The organism is Maribacter sp. MS6 (assembly GCF_056839185.1).
In genome coordinates this window covers 2,637,928-2,661,353 of record NZ_CM166389.1, presented here as the reverse complement: position 1 = coordinate 2,661,353, position 23,426 = coordinate 2,637,928, and the positions used below count along the sequence as shown (strand labels likewise).

The following is a 23,426-nucleotide window of genomic DNA, read 5'->3' as shown; positions in this document are numbered from 1 at the left end:
CACAAGGTTTTACGTATTTTGCAAAGATGGGAAATAAAAATTTTGGAAAGGTGGTGATTATTGTTCCCTGCTACAACGAATATAGCAGACTTCCACTTTCCGAGATTCAGAATTTCCTTGGAAAAGAACTGAACACGACCCTTTTTTTTGTAGATGACGCTTCTACAGACAATACCATTGACAGACTACTGACCTTAGAAAAAGAGTTTCCGAATCAAGTATTAAAAGTATCAAATACCATAAATTTAGGCAAGGCAGAATCTATCAGAAAGGTTGTCTTACACTGTTTAGAGGAAAACATAGGTGAAAACTTTGCCTATTTAGATGCAGATTTAGCTACCTCTTTAGAGGAATGTTACTCTTATTTACACTATTTGCAAGATGGAAAGACATTTGTTTTTGCCTCTAGAATACTTAAAATAGGCTCTATTGTGGAACGAAAATTTTCCCGGTTTTTGTCCGGGAGGATAATCGCCTCTTTTATTTCCAATATTTTGGATATTAAAGTGTATGATACCCAATGCGGGTGCAAAGTATTTACTAAAGAAATTGCGGTCCTGGCGTTCAAGAAACCGTTTATATCTAAATGGCTATTTGATGTGGAGATTTTCAGCAGAATACTCAATCATTACGGCAAATCAAATGCACTGGAGCTCATGGATGAAATTCCCGTTAAAAGATGGGTAGACAAAGGCGATTCCAAGGTTAAACTCTCCTATTTCTTTCGCTTATGGGTAGATTTGTATCGTATTTGGCAGAGCCATCAACAAAATTTAAAGGTACATGGCTAATCAGGTTATAAATACAATTCTGGCTAAATGCAAGATTCTTAACAGCAGGGCTGTATTTCTGATACTCTTTTTAGTTTCCCTCTTTATTCGGTTTCCGTTTTTTTTTCGGGATTATGTAGATCGTGATGAAAGTACATTTATATTGGTTGCCCAATCTTGGGTAGAAGGTAATTTACCCTTTACCGAACTTTGGGATGTAAAGCCCCCGCTTACCTTTTTCTTTTTTGCTAGTATTATTTATGCATTTGGCAAGAGCATTTTTACCATTCGTCTTTTTGGGGTGTTATTGGTTACCATAAGTTCATTTTTTACCTATAAAATTGGCGCTCATATTGCCACTAAAAAGATAGGTTTTTGGTGCGCAATCGCTGCCGTTCTCCTTCAAAGTTTATTCGGAAGCTTGCAAGGCGTTATGTCCGAACATATTACCATGGCCTTTTTTATGCCTGCCGTTTATATTCTTTTAAAAAATCGAAAGTTTTTAATGGTGTTCCTTGCCGGTATTCTTATGGGTATTGCGCTCATGGTAAAGTTAAATATGGCGTATGCCGTTCTTTTTATAGGACTGTACCAGCTATATAACCATATCATGGAGAAAGACTATCGAAATGGTATATGGAAAACGATGGCCTACGGATTGGGAATACTTTCTATCATTGGACTAACCATACTCCCCTACTTTTTGGCAGACCAATTGGACCTTTGGTATAATTCCGTGGTAAAAGCTCCACTTGCCTATTCCGAATCGAGACGTTATTCAATTTTTAAATTGATGCCCATTCTGATTATTCTAAGTGCCTTTTTTGGGTTTGTGTGGAAAAAAGGATCTGTTGATTTTAAACAACCCGCGATTCAAATCCTTTTTATAACTATTATAGGTGTGGTATTGTCCTTCGTTAAAGGTGGTAGGGTAAACGGACACTATTTAATTCAATTACATCCATTATTGATAGTTTTTGTTGGCATTACCCTTTCCCACATACGATGGCATTTTAATCCAAAAATTAGAAACCTAATACTATTATTGATGGTATTGATACCCATGGAAAGCTATCTGGAATATGGTAATATCATCAAAAACAAAATAGACAAAGGAACTTTCTACAATGGGGAGGGAATCTCAGTCCCTGCCTTTATCGTTGAAAATAATCTGGATAAAAAGAATATTCTGTTTTTAGAATACCATATCGGGTACTGGTTTCTCAATGTAAATCCACCTACAAAGATAGCTACCCATCCAAGTAATTTGTGCAAAGACGAAATGTTCGAGTTCTTTGACAACCCTAGAAAAACATCGGTAGAAGAACTAGAATATATTATGGAAGAACTTAGGCCGAAAACAGTTATACTTAGAAAGGACAAACGAATTTTTGATAAAAAAGAAGTAGAGGAAAATACCTATATAGAGGCATATTTGGAAAAACACTACAAACTACATGCGGTAGTCGAAAACGCAGAAATATTACAGCGTTTAGAGGGTCTCTAAAATGTGCTTAAACTTCTCTGCGTAGCGTTTGATCACAGATTTATCAAAACTTTCCTCCTCTTGAATCCTACCTAGTAACGAAACCCCGGTTTTATGTAAAATGATGTTCTCCGTATGTGGGTTGGCATTCCCACTAAATAAGACCGACACATCATAACCCTTTTGTTGCAACCAGCCAATGGTTAACAAAGTATGGTTTATACTGCCTAAATAATGTCTAGAAACCACAACAACCTTGTAGCTGGGCATGATAATATCAAATATAGTATCCTCTTCGTTCAAGGGAACCAAAATACCACCAGCACCTTCAATGACCAAATGATTATTGGTCGCCGGCTCGTTTATATGGAAACGATCTATGCGAACGCCATCTATTTCCGCAGCAGCATGAGGACTCATAGGTGTTTTTAGCTCATAACTACTTGGATGAATTACCGTTTTTGTATTTGAGATAAGACCCGCTACTTTATGACTGTCTGTATTATCCAAGTCTCCAGCTTGCACTGGCTTCCAATAATCTGCCTCTAAAGCCTCTGTAATTATAGCAGAAGCAATTGTTTTGCCCACTTCGGTTGATATTCCTGTAACAAATATTTTCTGCATGTTCAACTGGGTTTGGTGATTATTCCACAATTTAAACACTTATATTTTCTTTTTTCAAAAAATGGGAAAAGTTTATTAAAAATACCCTTTCTGGTATAATACACTTCGGATTTTGTAGCCTTGCAATTAGGACAAACTATGGGATTGTTATCGTCATCTAGCGCATAGGCACGTACCTCATTGTATATAGCGATAGCCCGTTCTTTATCCTTATAATACACCTGCAATTTTACGCCACCAATAGCATTGCTGATAAGCGGGTCGGAATTTAACGTATTTTCGTCCCTAAGAAAGACAGGAATGCCCTCGGACTCTAATTTACCCTTAATTATCTGGACGTCAGCCGCATATTCAAAAGAAGCTAGTCGATAAAAAGTTTCTTCCATAGCATTATAAATAGGATGATAATAATTTTAAGATTAATCCTAATTCTTCTTTGGAATTATAGCTATGTATACAGAAACGCAGTCGCTCCTGCCCCTCCGGTACGGTTGGTGAAAGTATCGCTTTTACTCCAAACCCCTTATCTACAAGCTTTCCAGAAACGGTTTTTGCTTTGCCCGAGCCCGTTATGATGCAAGACTGAATAGCAGACTCACTTGTAATAAAATGCTTTTGTAGTCCTTGCGCTTTTAGTTCTTTTTTAAAATAGGTAATATTTCCTCTCAACTTTTCCACTTCTTCCTTACCGGATTCTTTGAAAAATTCATGTGCTGCAATAATGGTAGCCAATGCATGTGGGGAAAGTGCCGTGGTGTAAATAAAAGGTTTGGCAAAATTCACCAAAAAATCGACTAACTCAGTAGACCCAAGAACGGCTGCTCCATGGCATCCATACCCTTTACCAAAAGTAACCGTTCTAGCAAAAACCTTATTTTCCAGATTAAGCTGGGGTATAATTCCGTCTCCATTTGTCCCGTTGCATCCTACCGCATGAGCTTCATCAACAATTAAATGATACCCATTTTTGGTCGTATAAGCCGCAAAAGCTTTTAAATCTGGCGTATCGCCATCCATGGAAAAAACACTCTCCGTTACCACATAAATAGTTGTATCTACTCCCATTTGAGTTTTGTTCAGCGCTATCTTTTCCTTTAAACTATCTATACTATTATGTTTAAAATGATAGGCCTTTGCGTTACTCATTCGTATACCCTCACGAATACTGGCGTGTATAAGTTCGTCATATAAAATTAAATCCCCACGCTGTGGCACCGCACTAAAAATACCCATATTGGCATCATAGCCAGAATTGAAGACGAGTGCTGCTTCGGACGTATAAAAGGTAGCCAACAATGGTTCTAAAATTCTATACAATTTATGATTTCCTGATAGTAGTCGCGAACCTCCCGACCCATTAGATGCCACACCTTCATTTAGGAGTAACTGAAAGGTCTTGGAAAATAGGGCATCATTTTTCGCAAAACCTAAATAATCGTTGGACAAAAAATCTATAGTGCCATCCGTTGCCGATAATTTACGCAATGTCCCTTGACTTTTGCGCACATCCAGCATCTTAGCCAGTTTTTCTGGAAATTGAATCATCCCACAAAAATAATATTTCTATTGCATCATTATTATAATTAGTATCGAATTGATGGCAGAAATTAATTTTTTGGAGAGATTGATTAAATACTTCAACAGTTGTTTAAACTCTCAATGAAAATATCGAATTAATAATTTGATATTTAACAACTTAGAAATAGCGACAAACACTAAAATTTGATTAAAACAAGTTTAAAAAATCGGCTATGTTTAGGAGAAAATTTAAATTCGTGTCTTATTTATGAATTTTCCTACTTTTTTACTACTATTTGTAGAAATGATTTCTTGAGGATGCTATGAAAGATAATAAAAACAACAATACAACAAGACCGGATATTCTTGAATCCTACGGGTTGTTAGACAGCACACAAGAAGAACTATACGATAATATTACAAGCCTAGGCGCAAGTATCTGCAATGCAGAAATATGCCTAATTACCCTTGTAAGCAACTCCAAAGAATGCTATAAATCGCATTTTGGTGTTACACTTGACAATATCCCTGTAGGCACAAGGTTTTTCCAATACATGATTACCAACAACATACGAGAACTAATTATAGCAGATACGACCAAGGATCCAAGATTCATGAAGGATTCTTGGGTGGTATCACATCCAAACATCAATTTTTTCGCTGGTGTGTTGTTAATGAATCCAGAGGATATACCCTTCGGGGTCTTGAGCATAATGGACTCCAAACCTCAAAAACTTAATAACTATCAACGTAAAGCACTTCATACCTTAGCCCAACAAATTCTTCAACTTTTTGAACTTCGAAAAACAACGATAAGGTTTGAAAAAACAAAAGCTGAACTAAAATCCAAAGAAACGCTCTTAAATAGTATCATAGAATCTACTGAAATAGGGATTTGGAAATGGGAAAAAACATCTGATTTTATACAACTAAATACCGAGGGAGCCGAGATTATCGGGGAATACACAAAGGGATCAAAACAGTTGACCATAGAAGATTGGAAGAGTAGAATTCATCCGAAGGATCTCGAACAGACGCTTAACAAACTGGATAACTGTTTTGCAAAAAAAAATAAGGTGTACACCATTTCCTATAGAATTTTTGACCATCAAAAAAATGTACTATGGGTAAAGGAGACAGGTAAGGTTCTTGAATGGAACCAAAACCTCGAACCCCTAATTATACAAGGAACCTTTTTTAATATTACAGAGGAGGTAGACCGCACTGCTGAACTTGAAATGGCAAAAAAAAATCAAGAATCCCTTATTAATAGTACCAAAGATCTTTTATGGTCTGTAGATACCCAATACAACTTTATAATAGCAAACAAAGCTTTTGAACAGATGATGCGGGCAAACTTGGGACGTAAGCTTTATCCAGGTGAGTCTGCCCTTATTAAGGAATTTGATAAAGAAAACCTTATAAAGTGGAAATCCTATTATGACAGAGCCCTAAGCGGCGAGCAGTTTTCCATAAAAGAAAAACTAGAAGATTCATCTAATCCTAAAACTGCCTATGGGCTAATTTCGTTAAATCCAATTTATGATGACGATAACGAATTGTTAGGAGTCTCCTGTTTTTCAAAAGACATCACCGCAGAAGTGCTGTTACAGCAGGTTACGCTTAAAGCAAAAGAAGAAACGGATAAGATTTTGAACACCTCTCTTGATATAATCTGTACCGTTGATAAGAATGGCTATTTTTTAACTATTAATAAGGCTTGTTATAGTATTTGGGGTTATACCCCTCAGGAACTCATAGGTAAAAAATATACAGATTTTGTTTGCCCAGATGATATAAACGCATCTTTAGAAGTAGAAAAACAAGTGGTTCGCGGAGAAAAAATACGCTATTTTGAAAATAGATATTTGCATAAGGGCAATTATTTAGTACCTATGATTTGGTCTGCTAACTGGGATGATGAAGAAGAAATTATGTACTGTATTGCGAGGGACAATACAGAAATAAAAAGAGCAGCTGAGCAGTTAGCAAAAAGTGAGCTTCGCTTTAAAGCCCTCGTTCAAGAAGGCACCGAGATGTTTGGCATTATTGACGAGCATGGAAATTATATCTATGTAAGTCCAAGCTCCACTAAGGTGCTGAATATCGACCCGGATACGTTTATTGGTACTAATGCTTTCGAATACATTCATCCTGACGACCAAAAGAGGCTACAATCAGAGCTTGTAGAAATAGTAGACAAGAAACAAACGGTAACAACTTCCTATAGATTTAAAAATAAGGAAGGAGAATGGCGGTGGCTCGAGACAATTGCTACCAACCAATTAGATGAACCCCATATTAGAGGTATTGTTCTAAATACGCGTGACATAACGGAGAGAAAAACAACTGCAGAGCAGTTAGTGCAAAGTGAACGTCGTTTTAAAACCCTGGTACAGGAAGGAACGGAGCTCATAGCCATTTTTGATCAAGAAGCCAACTTTACCTATGTAAGTCCCACGTCCAATAGGACACTAAATATCTCTCCGGAATTACTCGTAGGAACCAATGCATTTGAACATATACATCCTGATGATCATGATGAGGTATATGCACAGTTTTTAGAGACCTTAAAAAACCCACAAGTATATATTAAACCTTTTAGGTTTAAAAACGGAGATGGGGAATGGACCTGGTTAGAAACCATTGCTACAAATAAAACAGAGGAACCAACTATAAACGGTATCGTGGTAAACACTAGAGATGTTACAGATCGCATATTACATCTAAAGGCAATTGAGGAACAAAACAAAGTATTACGTGAAATTTCTTGGAACCAATCACATGTCGTGAGGGCCCCGGTAGCCCGTTTAATGGGCTTAATAAACCTAATTAAAGAAGGGGGTACGGAAACGGAAGAAAAAGAAAAAATTCTTAACTTTATAGTAAGCTCGGCAGAAGAAATAGATAATGTTATCAAGAAAAACGTGGAGCAAACCACAAAAATAACAGATTTATAAATTTTAAAATGAAGTATGAATTAGTGCTGGTCGAAGACGACCCAATATTTACTTTTCTATTAGAAAAAGCTATAAAAGGCGTAGGATTGCAAGGCACTATTTTGAATTTCTCCAATGGCCTTCTCGCTGTAGAGTATTTTAAACACAATTATACCTTAGAACATAACTACGTTATTTTCCTAGACCTAAATATGCCTACAATGGACGGGTATGAATTCATGAACGTTTTCAAGGAAATGGCACATACAGAGAATACTATGGTCTTTATCCTTACCTCTTCTAGAAGTCAAAGTGATATTGATATTTTTAAAAGCAATCCGTTTGTGGCAAGGTATATTACCAAACCTATTAGCGAGACAATTATTAAAAGTTTAAAAGAACTCATAGAAGAAAAATTTGGAAATAAAACCATTGTTTAAACCATCGCGAGTAATAAAGGATTCAAAACGTGAATATTTTTAAATCATAGGGCTTTAGTATCTTAGCCAAAAATTATTTCCATGCGATCTTTACTATTTATTCCTGTACTTTTTTTATCTGTTTTATCCCTGGTAGCACAAACCAATACCTACAGTATTTCGTTTGAGAATGCAGCACACCATGAAGCCAACATAACAGTCAATTTCCCAAACGTCATTAGCGATACTCTGGAGGTGCGTATGAGCCGTTCTTCTCCCGGCCGTTATGCATTGCATGAATTTGCAAAAAATGTATACAATTTTATAGCAACGGATGGTAAAGGAGACCCTTTAAAAATATATAGAAAAGACCCGTACTCTTGGTTTGTTTATAATCACAACGGCACTGTAAATATTGCATATACCCTCTTTGGAAACCGTGGTGATGGAACCTACTCACAAATAGATGAAACCCATGCACACTTAAACATCCCGGCAACGTTTATGTATGCACCCGCTTTGAAAGACAGGAAAATAGAAGTGGATTATAAGGTTAGAGAGGACTTAAATTGGAAGATCGCTACCCAATTACCCCTTGTTTCTGGTACTACATATTCTGCTCCCAACCTGTATTATTTTATGGATTCCCCTACGGAAATAAGCAACTTTGGATTACAGGAATTCGATGTAAATGGGCAGAACGTACGTTTAGCGCTACACCACAATGGTACTGCCGAAGAATTAAACACCTATTTTGAAAAAGTCAAAAAAGTTGTATTGGAACAAGAAAAAGTATACGGTGAATTACCCAATTTTGATTATGGCTCCTATACCTTTTTAGCATGTTATATTCCCAATGCCTCGGGTGACGGTATGGAGCATAGAAACTCTACTATCCTAACCAGTACTCGAAGTTTAGCTGAAGGTGGTATGGACCGAAATATAGGTACGGTATCCCACGAATTCTTTCATGCCTGGAACGTAGAACGTATTCGTCCCAAATCTTTGGAACCCTTCAATTTTGGTGCCGCAAATATGAGCGGAGCGCTTTGGTTTGCCGAAGGTTTTACCAGCTATTACACCAATCTTATTCTTTGTAGAGCCGGACTTATTTCTGCTGAGGAATATGTAGAAGGTTTGTCAGGAACCTTTAACTATGTTTGGAATTCCCCAGCAAGGCAATTCTTCAATCCTATTGAAATGAGCTTTCAGGCACCCTTTGTAGATGCAGCAACTTCCGTAGATCCTGTAAATAGGGAAAATACATTTATTTCGTATTACTCCTATGGCAGTGTCCTTGGCTTAGCGCTAGACTTATCCCTAAGAGAAAAGGGGTTAAATCTTGATGATTATATGAAGTTAGTCTGGAATACTTATGGCAAGGGCGAAACACCGTATACTATAGCGGACCTTCAAGGAAGTTTAAATACTTACGCTGGAAATAATTTTGGAGATGACTTTTTCAACACATACATCCACAGTAGTGGAATGCCCGACTACAAAGAACTTCTTGCCTCACATGGAGTCCTCTTAAAACAAAATACAGACCTGGCCTACTTTGGTGCTGCGGTAAAAATAAATGATGAGTTGAATGGTGTTCTTGTTAGCAATCCCAACATTGGAAGTCCGGCCTACAGTGCCGGTTTAGATAAGGGAGACATCTTAAGTAGCATTAACAATAGCCCTTTTCCTAACGAGCAGTCTTTTGATGCTTTTATCAAAACTCAAAAAATAGGGGATACGCTGAACCTCGCATTTGAGCGTTATGGTGTCAAAAAGAGTACACTGGTCATATTGGAGACAGACCCTGAATACAAAATAACACTAATGGAAAAAGAAGGGAAAACACCCAGTAAAAAAACCCTTCAAAAGAGAACTGCATGGTTAAAAAGAGATTATTAAAAGTTAGCGCATTCAAATAACGTTTTTATCTCTCACTAAAATTCATCAAAAAAAGCCATACATAATGTATGGCTTTTTTTGATTGTTGTGAACATGAGGCAGATTTAATCAGCCAACACGATTACTTTATTGTCTTTTAATTCAATGGTACCGCTTGAAATTGCCAATATAGTTTTACCATTAGCATCTTTCGTAAACTTGTCCTCGTGCTCTTCTTCAATAATCACATTACCCTCAACCTTTACTTTCCCTTTTTGCAACAAGGAAACTATAGGTGCATGGCCCTGTAACATTTGAAACTCCCCATTAATTCCTGGAACGGTTACCGATTTGACTTCTCCTGCAAATAAGGTTGCTTCTGGCGATACGATTTCTAAATACATTTTCTTATAGTATTAAGTAACTAGTAAAAAGTAAAAAGTACTACATACTCATTACTTTGCACTTATTACTAAAATTTAAGCTTCGGCCAACATTTTCTCACCCGCTTCAATAGCTTCCTCGATAGTTCCTTTAAGATTAAAAGCTGATTCTGGTAAATGATCAAGCTCACCATCCATAATCATATTAAAGCCTTTGATAGTTTCCTTGATATCAACAAGAACACCTTTAAGACCTGTAAACTGCTCCGCTACGTGGAAAGGTTGAGACAAGAAACGTTGTACACGTCTTGCTCTACCTACAGCTAACTTATCTTCTTCGGATAATTCTTCCATACCAAGGATGGCAATGATATCCTGTAACTCTTTATATCGTTGTAACAACTCTTTCACTCTTTGAGCACATGCGTAGTGATCTTTACCTAAAATCTCTGCTGTTAAAATTCTCGATGTAGAATCCAAAGGATCTACCGCTGGATAAATACCTAGCTCAGCAATCTTACGGGATAAAACCGTTGTGGCATCCAAGTGAGCAAACGTAGTTGCCGGTGCCGGATCCGTTAAATCATCCGCAGGTACGTAAACCGCCTGTACAGATGTAATAGAACCTCTCTTTGTTGATGTGATACGCTCTTGCATGGCGCCCATCTCCGTTGCCAGAGTTGGTTGATATCCTACCGCTGATGGCATACGACCTAAAAGTGCCGATACCTCTGATCCTGCTTGTGTAAAACGGAATATGTTATCTACAAAGAATAATACATCTTTTCCTTGACCTTCACCAGCACCATCACGGAAAAACTCTGCAATAGTCAATCCAGAAAGGGCAACACGTGCACGTGCTCCTGGTGGTTCGTTCATTTGTCCAAAAACGAAGGTAGCTTTAGAGCCTTTCATCGCTTCTTTATCTACTTTAGATAAATCCCATCCGCCTTCTTCCATAGAATGCATGAAATCGTCTCCATATTTTATAATACCCGACTCTAACATCTCACGAAGTAAATCGTTTCCTTCACGAGTCCGTTCCCCTACTCCTGCGAATACAGAAAGACCACCGTGACCTTTAGCAATGTTATTAATCAGCTCTTGAATTAGTACCGTTTTACCAACACCTGCACCACCGAACAATCCAATCTTACCTCCTTTTGCATAGGGCTCAATTAAATCAATTACCTTGATACCCGTGAACAAGACTTCTGTAGAAGTTGTTAAATCCTCAAATTTTGGTGCTTCACGGTGAATTGGTAGTCCATCCTTGCCAGCTTTAGGTAAATCACCCAAACCATCGATAGCATCTCCGATTACGTTAAATAAACGACCATATACATCGTCCCCTACGGGCATTTGTATCGCAGCTCCAGTGGCAACAACTTCAGTCCCTCTGCTTAGACCATCAGTAGAATCCATAGATATGGTCCGTACTGTATTCTCCCCAACATGAGACTGTACCTCCAATACCAATATGGACTTGTCCTTATTGACGATTTCCAAAGAATCATATATTTTTGGAAGGTCTGCTCCTGATTGAAACTCTACATCAACCACGGGGCCAATGATTTGCGAAACTTTACCTGTAACTTTTGACATTACTATTCTGTTTATATATTCGTTTAAACTAAGCTTGAAAATGCTGTCATTTTCAGGCTGCAAAGATATGTGTTTTCAATTTAAACCAAAACTGTTTTTTTGGCTTTTTTAAAAACAAGAAAGGCGCCCTATGGGCGCCTTAAAAATATGTTTTGATTCAATAGCTTCTATTGCAGTGCAGGAGAATAATTCGTTGGATAATTACCAATATTCACAAAATTACCTGATGCTTCAAAATTACTGCCATAGGTAGCATCTATCGACTTCATAAATTCGTTCGCTATAAATGCGTATCCTCTAGCTGTTGGGTGTATACCATCTAAAGAAAAAGCGCTCCCCGTAACCAAATTAGAGGCTATGGTATACTGCCCACTGGTAATGCCACTATCCGCGAGTTGGTTTAAAAGAGCGTTCGCATCAACAAAAGCCAAACCTGCCGCACTGGCAGCCGCCTCAATGACATTATTAAAAGCAGCAGTTGCTACTGCAATTTCTTCTTGTTCACTAGGCAGCAACACCCATTTGTCTTCCAATGGCAATGAGATACCTTCTACAGCAAACTGCCCAGCTAACCCTGCTGGCAATCCTTGTGCTGCTAACGCACCTGCTACTTCCAAATTCACTGTGCCAATTACCGAAGCAGAAGGCAAAACAAATAAATCTTCGGGGGTAGCTTCTCTCGTTTGTCCATAGGTACTTCCCAATAATCCGGCAACTAAAGGTGCCGCTTGCGCTGGCAAACCAAAAGATTGCACAAAGGCAGGGAATGTTGGACTTTGCAATAGTACCCCTGCAATCTGGGCGGACAAATCGGGTAAGGTTTCATCTTTAATTACCACTTCGCTATCCGCGGTCGTAGAAAAAACAATAGAACGTTCCGGAACTCCTAAAAATGCATAAACTTGATTCAATTGACCAAAAATCCCATTTAACGTGGGTATTTGAGCTGCAAAGTCTTCGTTAGTAAGCTCTAAAGGGTTATGAGGTACCGTTGTAAAATGAGGCACATCGGTTACATTAGGTATATTGGCGACCACGCCACCTGTACCATTGGCACTTAATGCACCAATCAAGGCATTATACGTATTTGTAAAGCCAACTCCTGGAGGACCATCCACCGGCGTTATAGGATTCGTACCATCACCACCAGTGGTAGCATAGCCTAAAACATCATTGTTTCCAATCCATAACGAAAAGAAGGTTGGCGCTTGAACAAGAGCATCATTCAGCATTGTTGCCGTAGGACTAGAAGCCATTCGCACAAAGAATGGATTGGCCAGTGGTACGGGCAAGGCTAAATTTGCAGGATTACCATACCCATCAAAAAGTAAATGAAAACTTTTGGCACCAGGTACACCCATATTATTGAAAGGCCCTGTTGGATTATTTAAAACGATATCCGTAGTAACCGTTACATTACCGATAATACTCTCCAATGGAACTGGACCAGCACCACCAAAAACAAGTCTAGGACTCTGTATACGTGCTCCACCTGCAGCAAGACCACCAAAATTATCGTTTGTCAAAGGCTGGGTAAAAGCACCTCCACCGGCCAAGGCAAATTTCTGTGACAAAATATTTGGCAAGGAATTCTCTTGAGAAGCTATAAAAAGCGCCCCGTCCGTAAAGCCAGCAGTAAGCGAGTTACCTAACGCAACATAATTAGAAAAATCAGCAGAACCAGCAGTTAAATCTGGCAAGACTTCTTCTATAATCGGATCTAAGTCTACATCCTCAGGGTCGTTGCAATTCGTCAAGAAAATCAGTGAGGAAGCAAAAAATATATATTTAAAATTTTTCATGTCAAATATGATTTGATTTTTTAGTTGTTGATAATCCAAGACACATAGTAAATAGAACCTATGAAGCCAGTTCCGAATGCCGTAAAGTATTCATCACCCAATAAGTTATTACCACCTACCTTAAAGGTAGATTTGATACTAGGAACACGGTAGTTTATTTGCGCGTCCACTACATGAAATTCAGGTATGATTCCGTTACCAAAGGTTGCCTCCCAGTAGTAATCATCACTGAAACGATAGTTTACATTAAAGCCAAAGTTATTGAACAACTCGTCATTTCCAAAGGATGCCTTAAACTGATGTTCCGGCGTATTGAACTGTACCTGAAAATCAGGATTTGCCGCACGGTCAAAATCCAGTTTTGTGAAGGTATAACTACCACTTAAATCAAAATCACCGAATACCTTGGCGCTTAATCCTAAGGAAGCCCCGTAAGAAGCTATATCGGCATCAGAATTCGTATAGGCTTGGTATACTACTGTATCGTCGTTGGCTAAAGCAGCCAAAGAAAGTGAGTTGTCGCCAACTGTACCATACAACGGCGCAACAACGTTCTCGGGAGAAAGAAAATCTTGATATTGATTGAAATAGGTACTAAAATCTATAACCAATTTATCTACTTTTCCACGGTAGCCTATCTCATAAGAGGTGACCTGTTCTGGCTGAACTACGCTAGGATTACCCACTTCAATATCTGCAGGGTTTCCACTTGCAGCAAAGCGTTGTAACGAAGCTGCTGAAAAAGAATTTTCATAGGCCGCCCTACCGGTCTGTGTAATGGTGGCCGGTTGTCCTAACAACTGCCCTCCACCACTCACATCGTAGGAATCGGTATAGCGGTCCAAGTTATCGGGTGCGGCACCCACCAAAATAGCTCTACCTGCATTAAGGCCAATGAACAAATCCTGTGTGGTTGGGTTTCTAAAACCTGTTTGTACAGAGGCTCTAACATTATGGTTTCTATTAATGGTATATCCTGCGGATATCCTAGGTGAAAAGAATCCATCAAAAAATTCATTTTTATCGTAACGCACCGATCCGGTAAGCTTTAAGCTTTGTTCTCCTGCCAATTCAATGTTTTTTTGAATCTGCGTATACAATCCAAACTCATTATATTCAATAGGTCCATCTACATCGGTATAAATAGTGCCAAAGGAATTTAGCTGAAATTCGCGAAAGGAACCTCCCACCTGTACTTCGGCCCAATCCCACAAATGCCCAAAGTTATAATTTGCATCCGCGTGGTAGTATTTTGATGCATCTGCAAATCTGGAACCTGTAGTCAAATCAGGATCTTGTGTTACGCGGTCAAATGCGGCCTGAAATTCGGGGGTTCCAGGTAATAAGCGTCCCGTCTCGGCTTGTGCTCTAGCTGCGGCATGTGCCTGCGCTTCTGTGGCACCCCCTAACGTGGCCTGAACGAATGCCCCTGTATATTCTCCAAACCACTGTTGGTCACCCTTCCATGAACGATTAATGTTTACCGCAGTAAAGACCATGTCATACGAATCACCTGCCTTGTCTCCTACCATATATCCCCTAACAAAGAAGTTATCGTTCTTAATCTCAATCTTATGCTGCTCCTGAAAAAAGTTCCGGATGTTATATCGGTTAGTACCTTGGTAAATGGTATTACCCGTTCCCACTTTTCCTACATAGGACAATTCTAGACTATTCCCTTCAATGGGACGGTAATAAAGGCCCCAATCCGATTTGATACTTCTGGCTGTATAATCTGTCAAATCACGTTCATTATACCCAGTTCTACTTACATTTACCGAAGGGACTAAAGCATTGGCGCCCGCTGGCAAAACCCCCAAACCCTCTAGGGTGACAGCTACTCCTTTAATATTGGTAGAAACCAAATCGCCATACACGTTTGTGCCATCATAGTCCAAATCTGCCCTGGTTTGTCCAGGATTGAATCGATCTACTTCACTAGTAGCGGCCCAATCGGTACCATCCAAATATCCAAAGTTCCATTTTACGGCAAATTTATCGCTAAACTTGTGCGCGGCCCTAATACCAACGTCGGTATAGGAGTTGGTTCCTGCTGCCTCTTGCGAAGTAACTCCCTGCTTTACAGAAGCACTTATCCCTTGGTAATCAAAAGGACTTTTACTACGCATAAAAAGAATTCCGTTAAAAGCATTTGCACCATACAGCGCAGAAGCTGCACCCGGCAATAATTCCACACTCAACACGTCTGGCTCTATCAAACCTGCCAAGTTCCCAATGGGGAAGTTCAAGGCCGGCGTAGAATTGTCCATACCGTCTACCAATTGCATAAAACGCGTGTTGGCAAAGGTGGCAAAACCTCTGGTGTTTACAGATTTAAAGGTTAAACTGTTAGTGTTTACATCAACACCTTTCAAATTTTCTAAACTACCATAGAAGTCTGCAGAAGCAGTATTCTTGATAGCTTCAAGGCCAATACGCTCCACCGTTACAGGGGATTCGAAAATACGTTCAGGCGTTCTGGAAGCAGACAACACTACCTCGTCCAAGAATGTCTGCGCCTCCTGTAGCACTACATTTACCGTTTGATTTGGAGTAGTTATGTTTTCACGTACTTCTGAATACCCTAAACTGGAAATAACAATTGTAAAGGGGGGAGCTTCTGAGGTTTCTAAAACAAAATTACCGTCAAAATCTGCGGTGGTACCTATTGTGGTCCCAGCAATTACAATATTGGCCGCTGGAATAGGCTGGTTGTTTTCATCAACAACGGTTCCACTAATAGTCGTTTGAGAGAATCCAAATACTCCAAACAACATCAATGCTAAAAACTGTATCGTTTTCATTCTTTTATTTGAGTTTAAATTAGTTGGGATGAAGATACAGATTATTTTAAACGCATAATAACAAAACAAAAAAAATTATGCATGCATAGTATTACTATGGCAAAATAAGACTACTTCTTTTATGAATTTCATAAAAGAAGAAAGAGGTCCCTAACAGTAAGGACCTCTTTTTAACACTATTTTTTTTAAATTTTTATTCTACTGTAACCGACTTTGCTAAATTTCGAGGCTGATCTACGTTACACCCTCTCATTACCGCGATATGGTACGATAACAATTGCAAAGGAATTGTCGTCAAAAGCGGCGTAAGACTTTCCAAAGTTTCAGGCACTTCGATTACATGATCGGCAAGATCTCTAACTTGCTCATCGCCTTCTGTTACAATGGCTATTATTTTACCCTTCCTAGATTTTATTTCCTGAATATTACTAACGACTTTTTCATAATGTCCTTTTTTGGTGGCTATTACAAAAACAGGCATATGTTCATCGATCAAAGCAATAGGGCCGTGCTTCATTTCTGCGGCGGGATACCCTTCCGCATGAATGTAGCTGATTTCCTTTAACTTTAAAGCACCTTCCAATGCTACAGGAAAGTTATACCCCCTCCCTAAATACAAACAATTGGTAGAGTCCTTATATACATCGGATATAATCTCTATCAACGGATTAGATTCTAGTGCTTTTTCAACCTTAGCCGGGATAGTCTCTAATTCAGATAAATACTCATGAAATTTGCTTTCAGAAAATATTCCTTTTGCTTTCGCCAATTTTAACGCAATCAAAGTTAAAACAGTAATCTGCGTAGTAAAGGCTTTGGTAGAAGCAACACCGATTTCCGGACCTGCATGAGTGTATGCTCCTGCATCCGATTCCCTTGCTATAGAAGAACCTACCACATTGCAAACACCAAATACAAAAGCCCCTCTTTCCTTGGCTAGCTTAATGGCGGCCAAGGTGTCTGCCGTTTCACCTGATTGTGATATGGCGATTAAAACATCTTTATCCGTAATTACAGGATTTCTGTATCTAAACTCTGATGCATATTCGACTTCGACCGGTATTCTGGCAAGGTCTTCAAAAATATATTCCGCTACTAGACCGGCATGCCAAGAGGTGCCACAGGCAACTATGATTATGCGATTAGCGTTCGTAAATTTCTCCAAATTCTGATCAATTCCGGCCATTCTAATCAATCCCTGATCAGCGAGCAGTCTTCCTCTATAGGTATCTTTTATCGCCCTGGGTTGCTCGTATATCTCTTTTAACATGAAATGCTCGTAACCCCCTTTTTCTATTTCCTCCAAATTCATCTGCAATTCCAGAATCCTTGGATAGGCTACGGCATCATCCTTAATCTTTCTTAGCTTAATCTCTTTACCAAGTCGTATGATCGCCATTTCCTCATCTTCCAAGTACACTGCATTGTTTGTAAACTCAATAAAAGGGGAAGCATCCGACGCAATAAAAAATTCATCCTCGCCAATTCCAATAGCTAAGGGGCTTCCCAACTTGGCAACCACAATCTCATCAGGTTTTCTTTTATCGAAAACAGCTATGGCATAGGCGCCAACTACTTGGTTCAATGCAATCTGAACCGCCTTGCCAAGCATTACGTCCTCGGTTTTTTTGACTTCTTCTATGAGATTTACCAAAACTTCTGTGTCGGTATCCGAATGAAAAACATATCCTCTTTTGGAGAGTTCCTTCTTAATAGATTCGTAGTTTTCAATAATTCCGTTGTGGATAATAACCAAGTCGCCGGAATTGGAATAATGTGGATGGGAATTTACATCATTGGGCACACCATGGGTAGCCCAACGGGTATGGCCAATTCCCAAACTTCCCTTTTGAGAAATTTCCTTCGTCTTATTATTTAAATCTTCAACTTTTCCTTTGGTTTTGGCAAGGTTGATATCGTTGCCATCGAACAAGGCGATGCCTGCACTGTCATAACCTCTATATTCTAGGCGCTGTAATCCCTTAATAATAATAGGAAAAGCTTCCCTATGACCTATATAACCTACGATTCCGCACATATTCTTAAACTATTTTATGGTTTGTGTTGTAAATTCTTACGCAAAACTAGGTGATTGCCTAACATTTCATACCCATTTGCAGATATAAAACGTGTTTATTCTATAAAGTGGTATACACGATGGCTAAAAAGTCCGAAAAAGAAATACTAGTCTACTTTAGTATACGATATTTCTAACCGTATTCGTTTGTCGAAATCTGGATCTGTGACAGGGATATTACTTCCAAACAGTACAGTCCCCAAAGGAGTTAAATTTGAAGTTACAGGAATTAATCGTTCCTCGCCATTTGCAAGCATAGCATTATTAGCTCCAGTAGTTCTGACATCGGTGGTTAGGGTTAAGCCCAGCGTTACGTTGGTTGAATCCCTCAATACCAAATTATTAATGTAATCAGTAATCTTAACCGAATATTTAACTCCTTCGTCTCCAGATTTTTCCAATACCCCGTCGTAATTAGGGTAAGCAGTCAATAATGGAAAAGGGTCTGTTTGTGCAGGCCCAGGATCTGTGAATGGGTTAAAGAGAGGGGCATTAGTCTCAGAATTATAAAGATATAATCTAGGCGGCTCAATAATACCTCCAACCATATTCAGCTGATCTCTATCCACATAAAAAACCAAATTAGCTTCATTTATGATCCAATTTTCCGCTTTTATTTGATTGATGGCATCTCTACCGTTTCCTATTTCAAAAAGATCTATTTCAGCAAATGTTCCAGCACCACCCTTTAGATATATCCTAGACGTAGGTTCATTGGTATCCAGTCTTTCTGTTATACTCGAAGGATACTCATCATTTATAAATGTGTTGATGGCGTTACCAAGTATTGCTCCTGTTTGAGGATTTTGGGTTATCAAGTTGAGGAGGTAGCTCTTTTCCAATACATCAATAGTATCGTCCGAAATATCTGCAACTGTTCCATTAGTATTATAAGAATCATGCGTGTAGGTAACCTCGATGTTAGCCGCTCTTAAATTCAACAATAGCATTAAACCTTCTGGAACTGTACTATCTAACGATAAGTGAATACCTCTTAAAAAGGCGCTAAAATTAGACTGACTAAAGAGTTCCGTACTCCCTTCCATATCCAATAAATTGTCTTGAAAAAATTCCTTATTCAAGGGAATCCTTATTCCCGGGTTAAGTTTACGAAACGATAATGATTCATCTACATCTTCGGTCGTTTCGTTATCCTCGCGCGCTATTAGGATTTCCTTATCATCAATAAATAACTCTCCAGAAATCTCGGAATCGTACAAAACATCCGAAACAAAGTTTGGTGAAAATTCTTGGGAAGAAAAGTAAGCTTGAGCTTCTTGAAAGTTTGTGTTCGGGTCTAAATCCCTAAGAAAAAAAGTGCTGCGCTCTACTTTTAGTTTAAACGCAGCATCAATGGCCCCATAGATACTATCTAGCTCCAAACGTTTAGCAAAATTATTAGCTACAATAGGCTTGTCGTCCGTATCGTTTAAACCATTGCCATCTGCGTCAATACTCTGACTATCCAGTGGATCCGTGTTTGCTGCACGCTCCAGTCGATTAGAAACCCCATCTCCATCACTGTCATTTTCCGGATCTTCAGGTAATGAATCAAACGCATCGTCTACGCCATCACTGTCAGTATCACGTGAAGCAACTGTTAAATAAGGAATATACAAATATACTTCCTTAACAGTCTCATTCTCTTCAATAGTGCTAATTGATTCATCTGAATCAGCGGTATCCTCGGTGCTTTGTGTAAACGTGCCAAAAATAGGATTGGGTGTGGATAACTGAAGTTGTGAAGTTATACTCCCCGTTGTACTGCCGTATACGCCATGGTCATATCTACCTAATTGGTATAACGGAAGCTTATTGGTCCTTATAGCTTTTATGTTCTTGTTGTAGGTAAAAACATCATAAACCTCTTTGCCGGTAGTAAAAGCCTCGGCTCCAACAACACCGGCACCGATTGTGGTTAAATCTTCTTCACAGGAGCTAAAAAACCCCACAGTTAGCGCAAGACCCAAAACGATGGGAAAAGTGCATTTCTTAAAAAAATTCATTCAGATTATTTTAAAACTTCAGTGTTATAAAAATTGGCATACGCTTCCTCGAACTCTTGCACAGGAACATAGGACAATACTGGTTTTTGAAGGTTGGCAATATGAGAATTTAATTCTTCGGGAATATCTTCCGAGGCTAAAATAACTGCATCTGAAAAATCAACAGCTACTTTTAACAAATTATTATAGGTAGGGGTACCCAAAGATTTAATCTCGTCTTCAGGAATTCCATCAAAAGTTATCTTCTTTAACATGTCCTTATCAAGCTCCCCTTCAAAGGTTTTACCGTATACGGACAAAACTATTTTACTGTCTGCGAAAAGTGGTTCGTCCGCATAGTACTTTTTTAGATATAGAGGCAACAAGCTTGCCATCCAACCATGCACGTGGATAATATCTGGAGACCAATTTAATTTTTTAACCGTTTCCATGACGCCTTTTGCAAAAAAGATAGCACGTTGGTCGTTGTCTGGAAAGAGGTTCCCTTCTTTGTCGGTAAATGTTGCCTTTCTTTTGAAGTACTCGTCGTTATCAATAAAATATACTTGTATTCGTTCTTTTGGAATAGATGCCACTTTAATAATCAAAGGCATGTCCATGTCATTGATGACCAGATTCATCCCTGACAAGCGAATTACTTCATGTAGTTGGTGCCGCCTTTCATTGATATTGCCATATCTTGGCATAAAAATCCTAATCTGACCCCCATTGCTATTGACCATTCTCGGCGTTTCGTAAGACATTAGTGAAACTTCGTTTTCTGGTAGATAGGGTACTAATTCAGAAGATACAAACAATATCTTTTTACCATTCATAAAAGTTGTTTTTAATTTTTTGCGCAAAGGCGAATGCAAAATTACAAAAAATATAGAGATTACCAGTATTTATAGTAAGTTTGCTCGCCAATGACACTTTTACATGGTACCTATAAAAACAAAAAAAGCGCTTCACAACAAATTAAGAAGCTTAAAAAAAACTGGTAGTTTAGGTCTTGTTCCCACAATGGGCGCATTGCATTTAGGCCATGCATCACTAATAGAAAAAGCTGTTGCGGAAAACGAATACGTAGTGGTGAGTATCTTTGTTAACCCCACTCAATTCAATAATCCGGAAGACCTTATAAAATATCCTAAGACATTAACGGAGGATATTGCATTAATCAAAAATATTTCGCCAGAAATCATTGTCTTTGCTCCTTCTGTAGCCGAGATTTACAATACTGCCACAGAATCAAAAACCTACGCATTTAACGGCTTGGAAAAAGTAATGGAGGGCGCCTTTAGAGGAGGTCATTTTAACGGAGTAGGAACCATAGTGGAAGCTTTTTTTATCCTAATTGAACCGGAAAACGCTTATTTCGGAGAAAAGGATTTTCAACAATTACGTATCATTGAGAAATTGACTGAACTACAAAAACTACCTATTAACATAATAGGGTGCCCCATAGTTCGTGAACCCCATGGTTTGGCGATGAGTTCCAGAAACGAAAGACTAAATCCCGTAGTACGAAAAAAGGCCTCTTTTATTTTCGAAACACTTAAAACTGCCAAACAAAAATTTGGCATAGAAAATGCAATAAAAATAAGGGAATGGGTGGCAGAGGAATATAGAAAACATCCGAATTTTAAATTAGAGTATTTTGAAATAACCGATGTTGCCACGTTAACACCTATTCAACAAAAAATAAAAAACACAAAATATAGAGCGTTCATAGCCGTTTTTGCAGATGACGTGAGGCTAATAGATAATATAGCGCTTAATTAAATACCTTTGAACTATGCAAATTGAAGTTGTAAAATCCAAAATACACCGTGTAAAGGTTACTGGGGCCGATTTGAATTATATTGGCAGTATTACCATTGACGAAGACCTTATGGACGCTGCAAATATTATTAGAGGTGAAAAAGTACAGATTGTCAACAACAATAACGGCGAACGATTAGAAACATACGCTATACCTGGGCCAAGAAAAAGTGGTGAAATTACTTTAAATGGTGCCGCCTCTAGAAAAGTTGCCGTTGGCGATGTACTTATCCTCATATGCTATGGTACCATGGACATGGAAAAAGCAAAGACCTTTAATCCATCTCTGGTGTTTCCCAACGAAGCAAACAACTTGTTAAACTAAATTTTGACAACCACTTTAAAAAAGACACTTAAAACAGTTGTTCCGATTGCTATCGGTGTTTTTTTGGTTTTATATTGGTACTACAAAACTGCGCCGTCCAATCGCGAGCAAATTTTATTTTATATTAAGGAAGCTGATATTTTTTGGGTAAGCTTATCGCTCCTTCTTGGTCTTTTAGGTCATATATCAAGGGCCATACGTTGGAATTATCTTCTAGAACCTTTAGGGTATAAACCAAAATTGGCCAATAATATTTTAATGATTTTCATGGCCTATTTGGCCAATTTAGGCGTTCCTAGAACGGGTGAAATTTTGAGGGCAACGGCACTTGCAACCTATGAAGGAGTGCCGTTCGAAAAAGGGTTTGGCACCATTGTTACGGAACGGGTAATTGACCTTTTTATGTTGCTTATCGTGGTATTGATTACACTTTTGCTTCAAACCGATATAATCATCAGCTTTTTTATGGATCGCGGCCTTAACCTCAACGGCATTTTCATCCTATTGGGCCTTGGATTGATTGGCTTTTTAGTTTTTATATTATTCATTAGAAAATCAAGATCCGGCATAGCGCTGAAAATCAAAAACTTTGTTTTGGGTTTATTCGATGGGGTTTTAAGTATTTTTAAAATGAAACGTAAATGGTCATTTGCATTTCATACCCTATTTATTTGGAGTTGCTATATTGGAATGATGTGGGTTATAAAATTCACTGTTCCGGCAACGGCCGAACTGACATTAAGCGAAATTCTGGTAGCCTTTGTTTTTGGGGCATTTGCTATGGCTACTACCAATGGTGGTGTTGGGCTTTTTCCCATACTGGTAAGCAAAGCATTAGCCCTGTTTGGTATACAAGAAGTGCACGGTGATGCATTTGGTTGGATTATGTGGATAGCACAAACGCTCATGAACATTGTTTTTGGTGCAATATCTTTTCTGATATTACCGTTATTGAACAGAAACAAACAGTAATTCTACTGTTGG

General features: G+C 38.6%; 18 protein-coding genes. 8 read left to right on the top strand and 10 right to left on the bottom strand.

Annotation, left to right across the window (positions count from 1 at the left end):
- Positions 1–26 precede the first annotated feature (26 nt).
- Both MS6x_RS11675 and MS6x_RS11670 read left to right on the top strand, forming a co-directional pair.
- Positions 27–791 carry a glycosyltransferase gene (locus MS6x_RS11675; protein ID WP_482602208.1) on the top strand — a complete coding sequence of 255 codons (765 nt, stop codon included), beginning with the start codon at positions 27–29 and terminating at the stop codon, positions 789–791.
- Positions 784–2,277 (top strand): ArnT family glycosyltransferase, encoded by a 1,494-nt coding sequence (locus MS6x_RS11670; protein WP_482602206.1) that lies wholly within the window; start codon positions 784–786, stop codon positions 2,275–2,277. Before MS6x_RS11675 ends, MS6x_RS11670 begins: the two co-directional genes overlap by 8 nt.
- Here MS6x_RS11670 and bioD read toward each other — a convergent pair.
- Genes bioD through MS6x_RS11655 form a run of 3 tightly spaced genes read right to left on the bottom strand, consistent with a single transcriptional unit; the run spans position 2,263 to position 4,425 of the window.
- Complete coding sequence (gene bioD / locus MS6x_RS11665; RefSeq protein WP_482602204.1) at positions 2,263–2,880, bottom strand: dethiobiotin synthase; 618 nt, start codon at positions 2,878–2,880, stop codon at positions 2,263–2,265. The two genes, MS6x_RS11670 and bioD, sit on opposite strands and share 15 nt — an antisense overlap.
- A gap of 2 nt (positions 2,881–2,882) precedes the next feature.
- Positions 2,883–3,266 (bottom strand): putative signal transducing protein, encoded by a 384-nt coding sequence (locus MS6x_RS11660; protein WP_482602202.1) that lies wholly within the window; start codon positions 3,264–3,266, stop codon positions 2,883–2,885.
- Between the two features lie 4 nt (positions 3,267–3,270).
- Entirely contained in the window at positions 3,271–4,425 is a 1,155-nt protein-coding gene (locus tag MS6x_RS11655; protein ID WP_482602200.1) for an aminotransferase class I/II-fold pyridoxal phosphate-dependent enzyme, read from the bottom strand.
- Between the two features lie 296 nt (positions 4,426–4,721).
- Here MS6x_RS11655 and MS6x_RS11650 point away from each other — a divergent pair, with 296 nt between their 5' ends.
- The 3 genes from MS6x_RS11650 to MS6x_RS11640 all read left to right on the top strand — a co-directional run bounded on the left by MS6x_RS11650 (position 4,722) and on the right by MS6x_RS11640 (position 9,658).
- Positions 4,722–7,358 carry a PAS domain S-box protein gene (locus MS6x_RS11650; RefSeq protein ID WP_482602198.1) on the top strand — a complete coding sequence of 879 codons (2,637 nt, stop codon included), beginning with the start codon at positions 4,722–4,724 and terminating at the stop codon, positions 7,356–7,358.
- An 8-nt stretch (positions 7,359–7,366) separates the two neighbouring features.
- On the top strand, positions 7,367–7,777 hold the full coding sequence (locus MS6x_RS11645; protein WP_482602196.1) for a response regulator: 411 nt from the start codon (positions 7,367–7,369) through the stop codon (positions 7,775–7,777).
- A gap of 81 nt (positions 7,778–7,858) precedes the next feature.
- Positions 7,859–9,658 (top strand): M61 family metallopeptidase, encoded by a 1,800-nt coding sequence (locus MS6x_RS11640; RefSeq protein ID WP_482602194.1) that lies wholly within the window; start codon positions 7,859–7,861, stop codon positions 9,656–9,658.
- A 104-nt stretch (positions 9,659–9,762) separates the two neighbouring features.
- On the opposite strand, the gene MS6x_RS11635 is transcribed toward MS6x_RS11640, so the two are convergent.
- The 7 genes from MS6x_RS11635 to MS6x_RS11605 form a co-directional block, all read right to left on the bottom strand.
- Positions 9,763–10,041: a F0F1 ATP synthase subunit delta/epsilon gene (locus MS6x_RS11635; RefSeq protein ID WP_482602192.1), complete on the bottom strand. Its 279-nt coding sequence runs from the start codon at positions 10,039–10,041 to the stop codon at positions 9,763–9,765.
- Positions 10,042–10,116: 75 nt separating this feature from the next.
- Entirely contained in the window at positions 10,117–11,625 is a 1,509-nt protein-coding gene (gene atpD, locus MS6x_RS11630) for a F0F1 ATP synthase subunit beta (RefSeq protein WP_482602190.1), read from the bottom strand.
- Between the two features lie 167 nt (positions 11,626–11,792).
- Positions 11,793–13,427, bottom strand: coding sequence for a G-D-S-L family lipolytic protein (locus tag MS6x_RS11625; protein WP_482602188.1), 1,635 nt, complete (start codon positions 13,425–13,427; stop codon positions 11,793–11,795).
- A gap of 20 nt (positions 13,428–13,447) precedes the next feature.
- Positions 13,448–16,231, bottom strand: a complete 2,784-nt coding sequence (locus MS6x_RS11620; RefSeq protein WP_482602186.1) for a TonB-dependent receptor — start codon at positions 16,229–16,231, stop codon at positions 13,448–13,450.
- Between the two features lie 193 nt (positions 16,232–16,424).
- The gene (glmS, locus tag MS6x_RS11615) at positions 16,425–18,269 is read right to left on the bottom strand and encodes a glutamine--fructose-6-phosphate transaminase (isomerizing) (RefSeq protein ID WP_482602184.1); all 1,845 of its coding nucleotides are present in this window, start codon (positions 18,267–18,269) and stop codon (positions 16,425–16,427) included.
- Positions 18,270–18,415: 146 nt separating this feature from the next.
- On the bottom strand, positions 18,416–20,314 hold the full coding sequence (locus MS6x_RS11610; protein WP_482602182.1) for a DUF4270 family protein: 1,899 nt from the start codon (positions 20,312–20,314) through the stop codon (positions 18,416–18,418).
- Positions 20,315–20,319: 5 nt separating this feature from the next.
- The gene (locus MS6x_RS11605; RefSeq protein WP_482602180.1) at positions 20,320–21,129 is read right to left on the bottom strand and encodes a glycogen/starch synthase; all 810 of its coding nucleotides are present in this window, start codon (positions 21,127–21,129) and stop codon (positions 20,320–20,322) included.
- 103 nt (positions 21,130–21,232) lie between these two features.
- On the opposite strand from MS6x_RS11605, the gene panC reads away from it, so the two are divergent.
- The 3 genes from panC to MS6x_RS11590 are packed head-to-tail and all read left to right on the top strand — an operon-like array spanning position 21,233 to position 23,414.
- Positions 21,233–22,078: a pantoate--beta-alanine ligase gene (gene panC / locus MS6x_RS11600; protein WP_482602178.1), complete on the top strand. Its 846-nt coding sequence runs from the start codon at positions 21,233–21,235 to the stop codon at positions 22,076–22,078.
- A 13-nt stretch (positions 22,079–22,091) separates the two neighbouring features.
- Complete coding sequence (gene panD / locus MS6x_RS11595) at positions 22,092–22,442, top strand: aspartate 1-decarboxylase (protein ID WP_482602176.1); 351 nt, start codon at positions 22,092–22,094, stop codon at positions 22,440–22,442.
- Positions 22,443–22,445: 3 nt separating this feature from the next.
- Positions 22,446–23,414, top strand: coding sequence for a lysylphosphatidylglycerol synthase transmembrane domain-containing protein (locus MS6x_RS11590; RefSeq protein ID WP_482602174.1), 969 nt, complete (start codon positions 22,446–22,448; stop codon positions 23,412–23,414).
- The last annotated feature ends 12 nt before the right edge of the window (positions 23,415–23,426 follow it).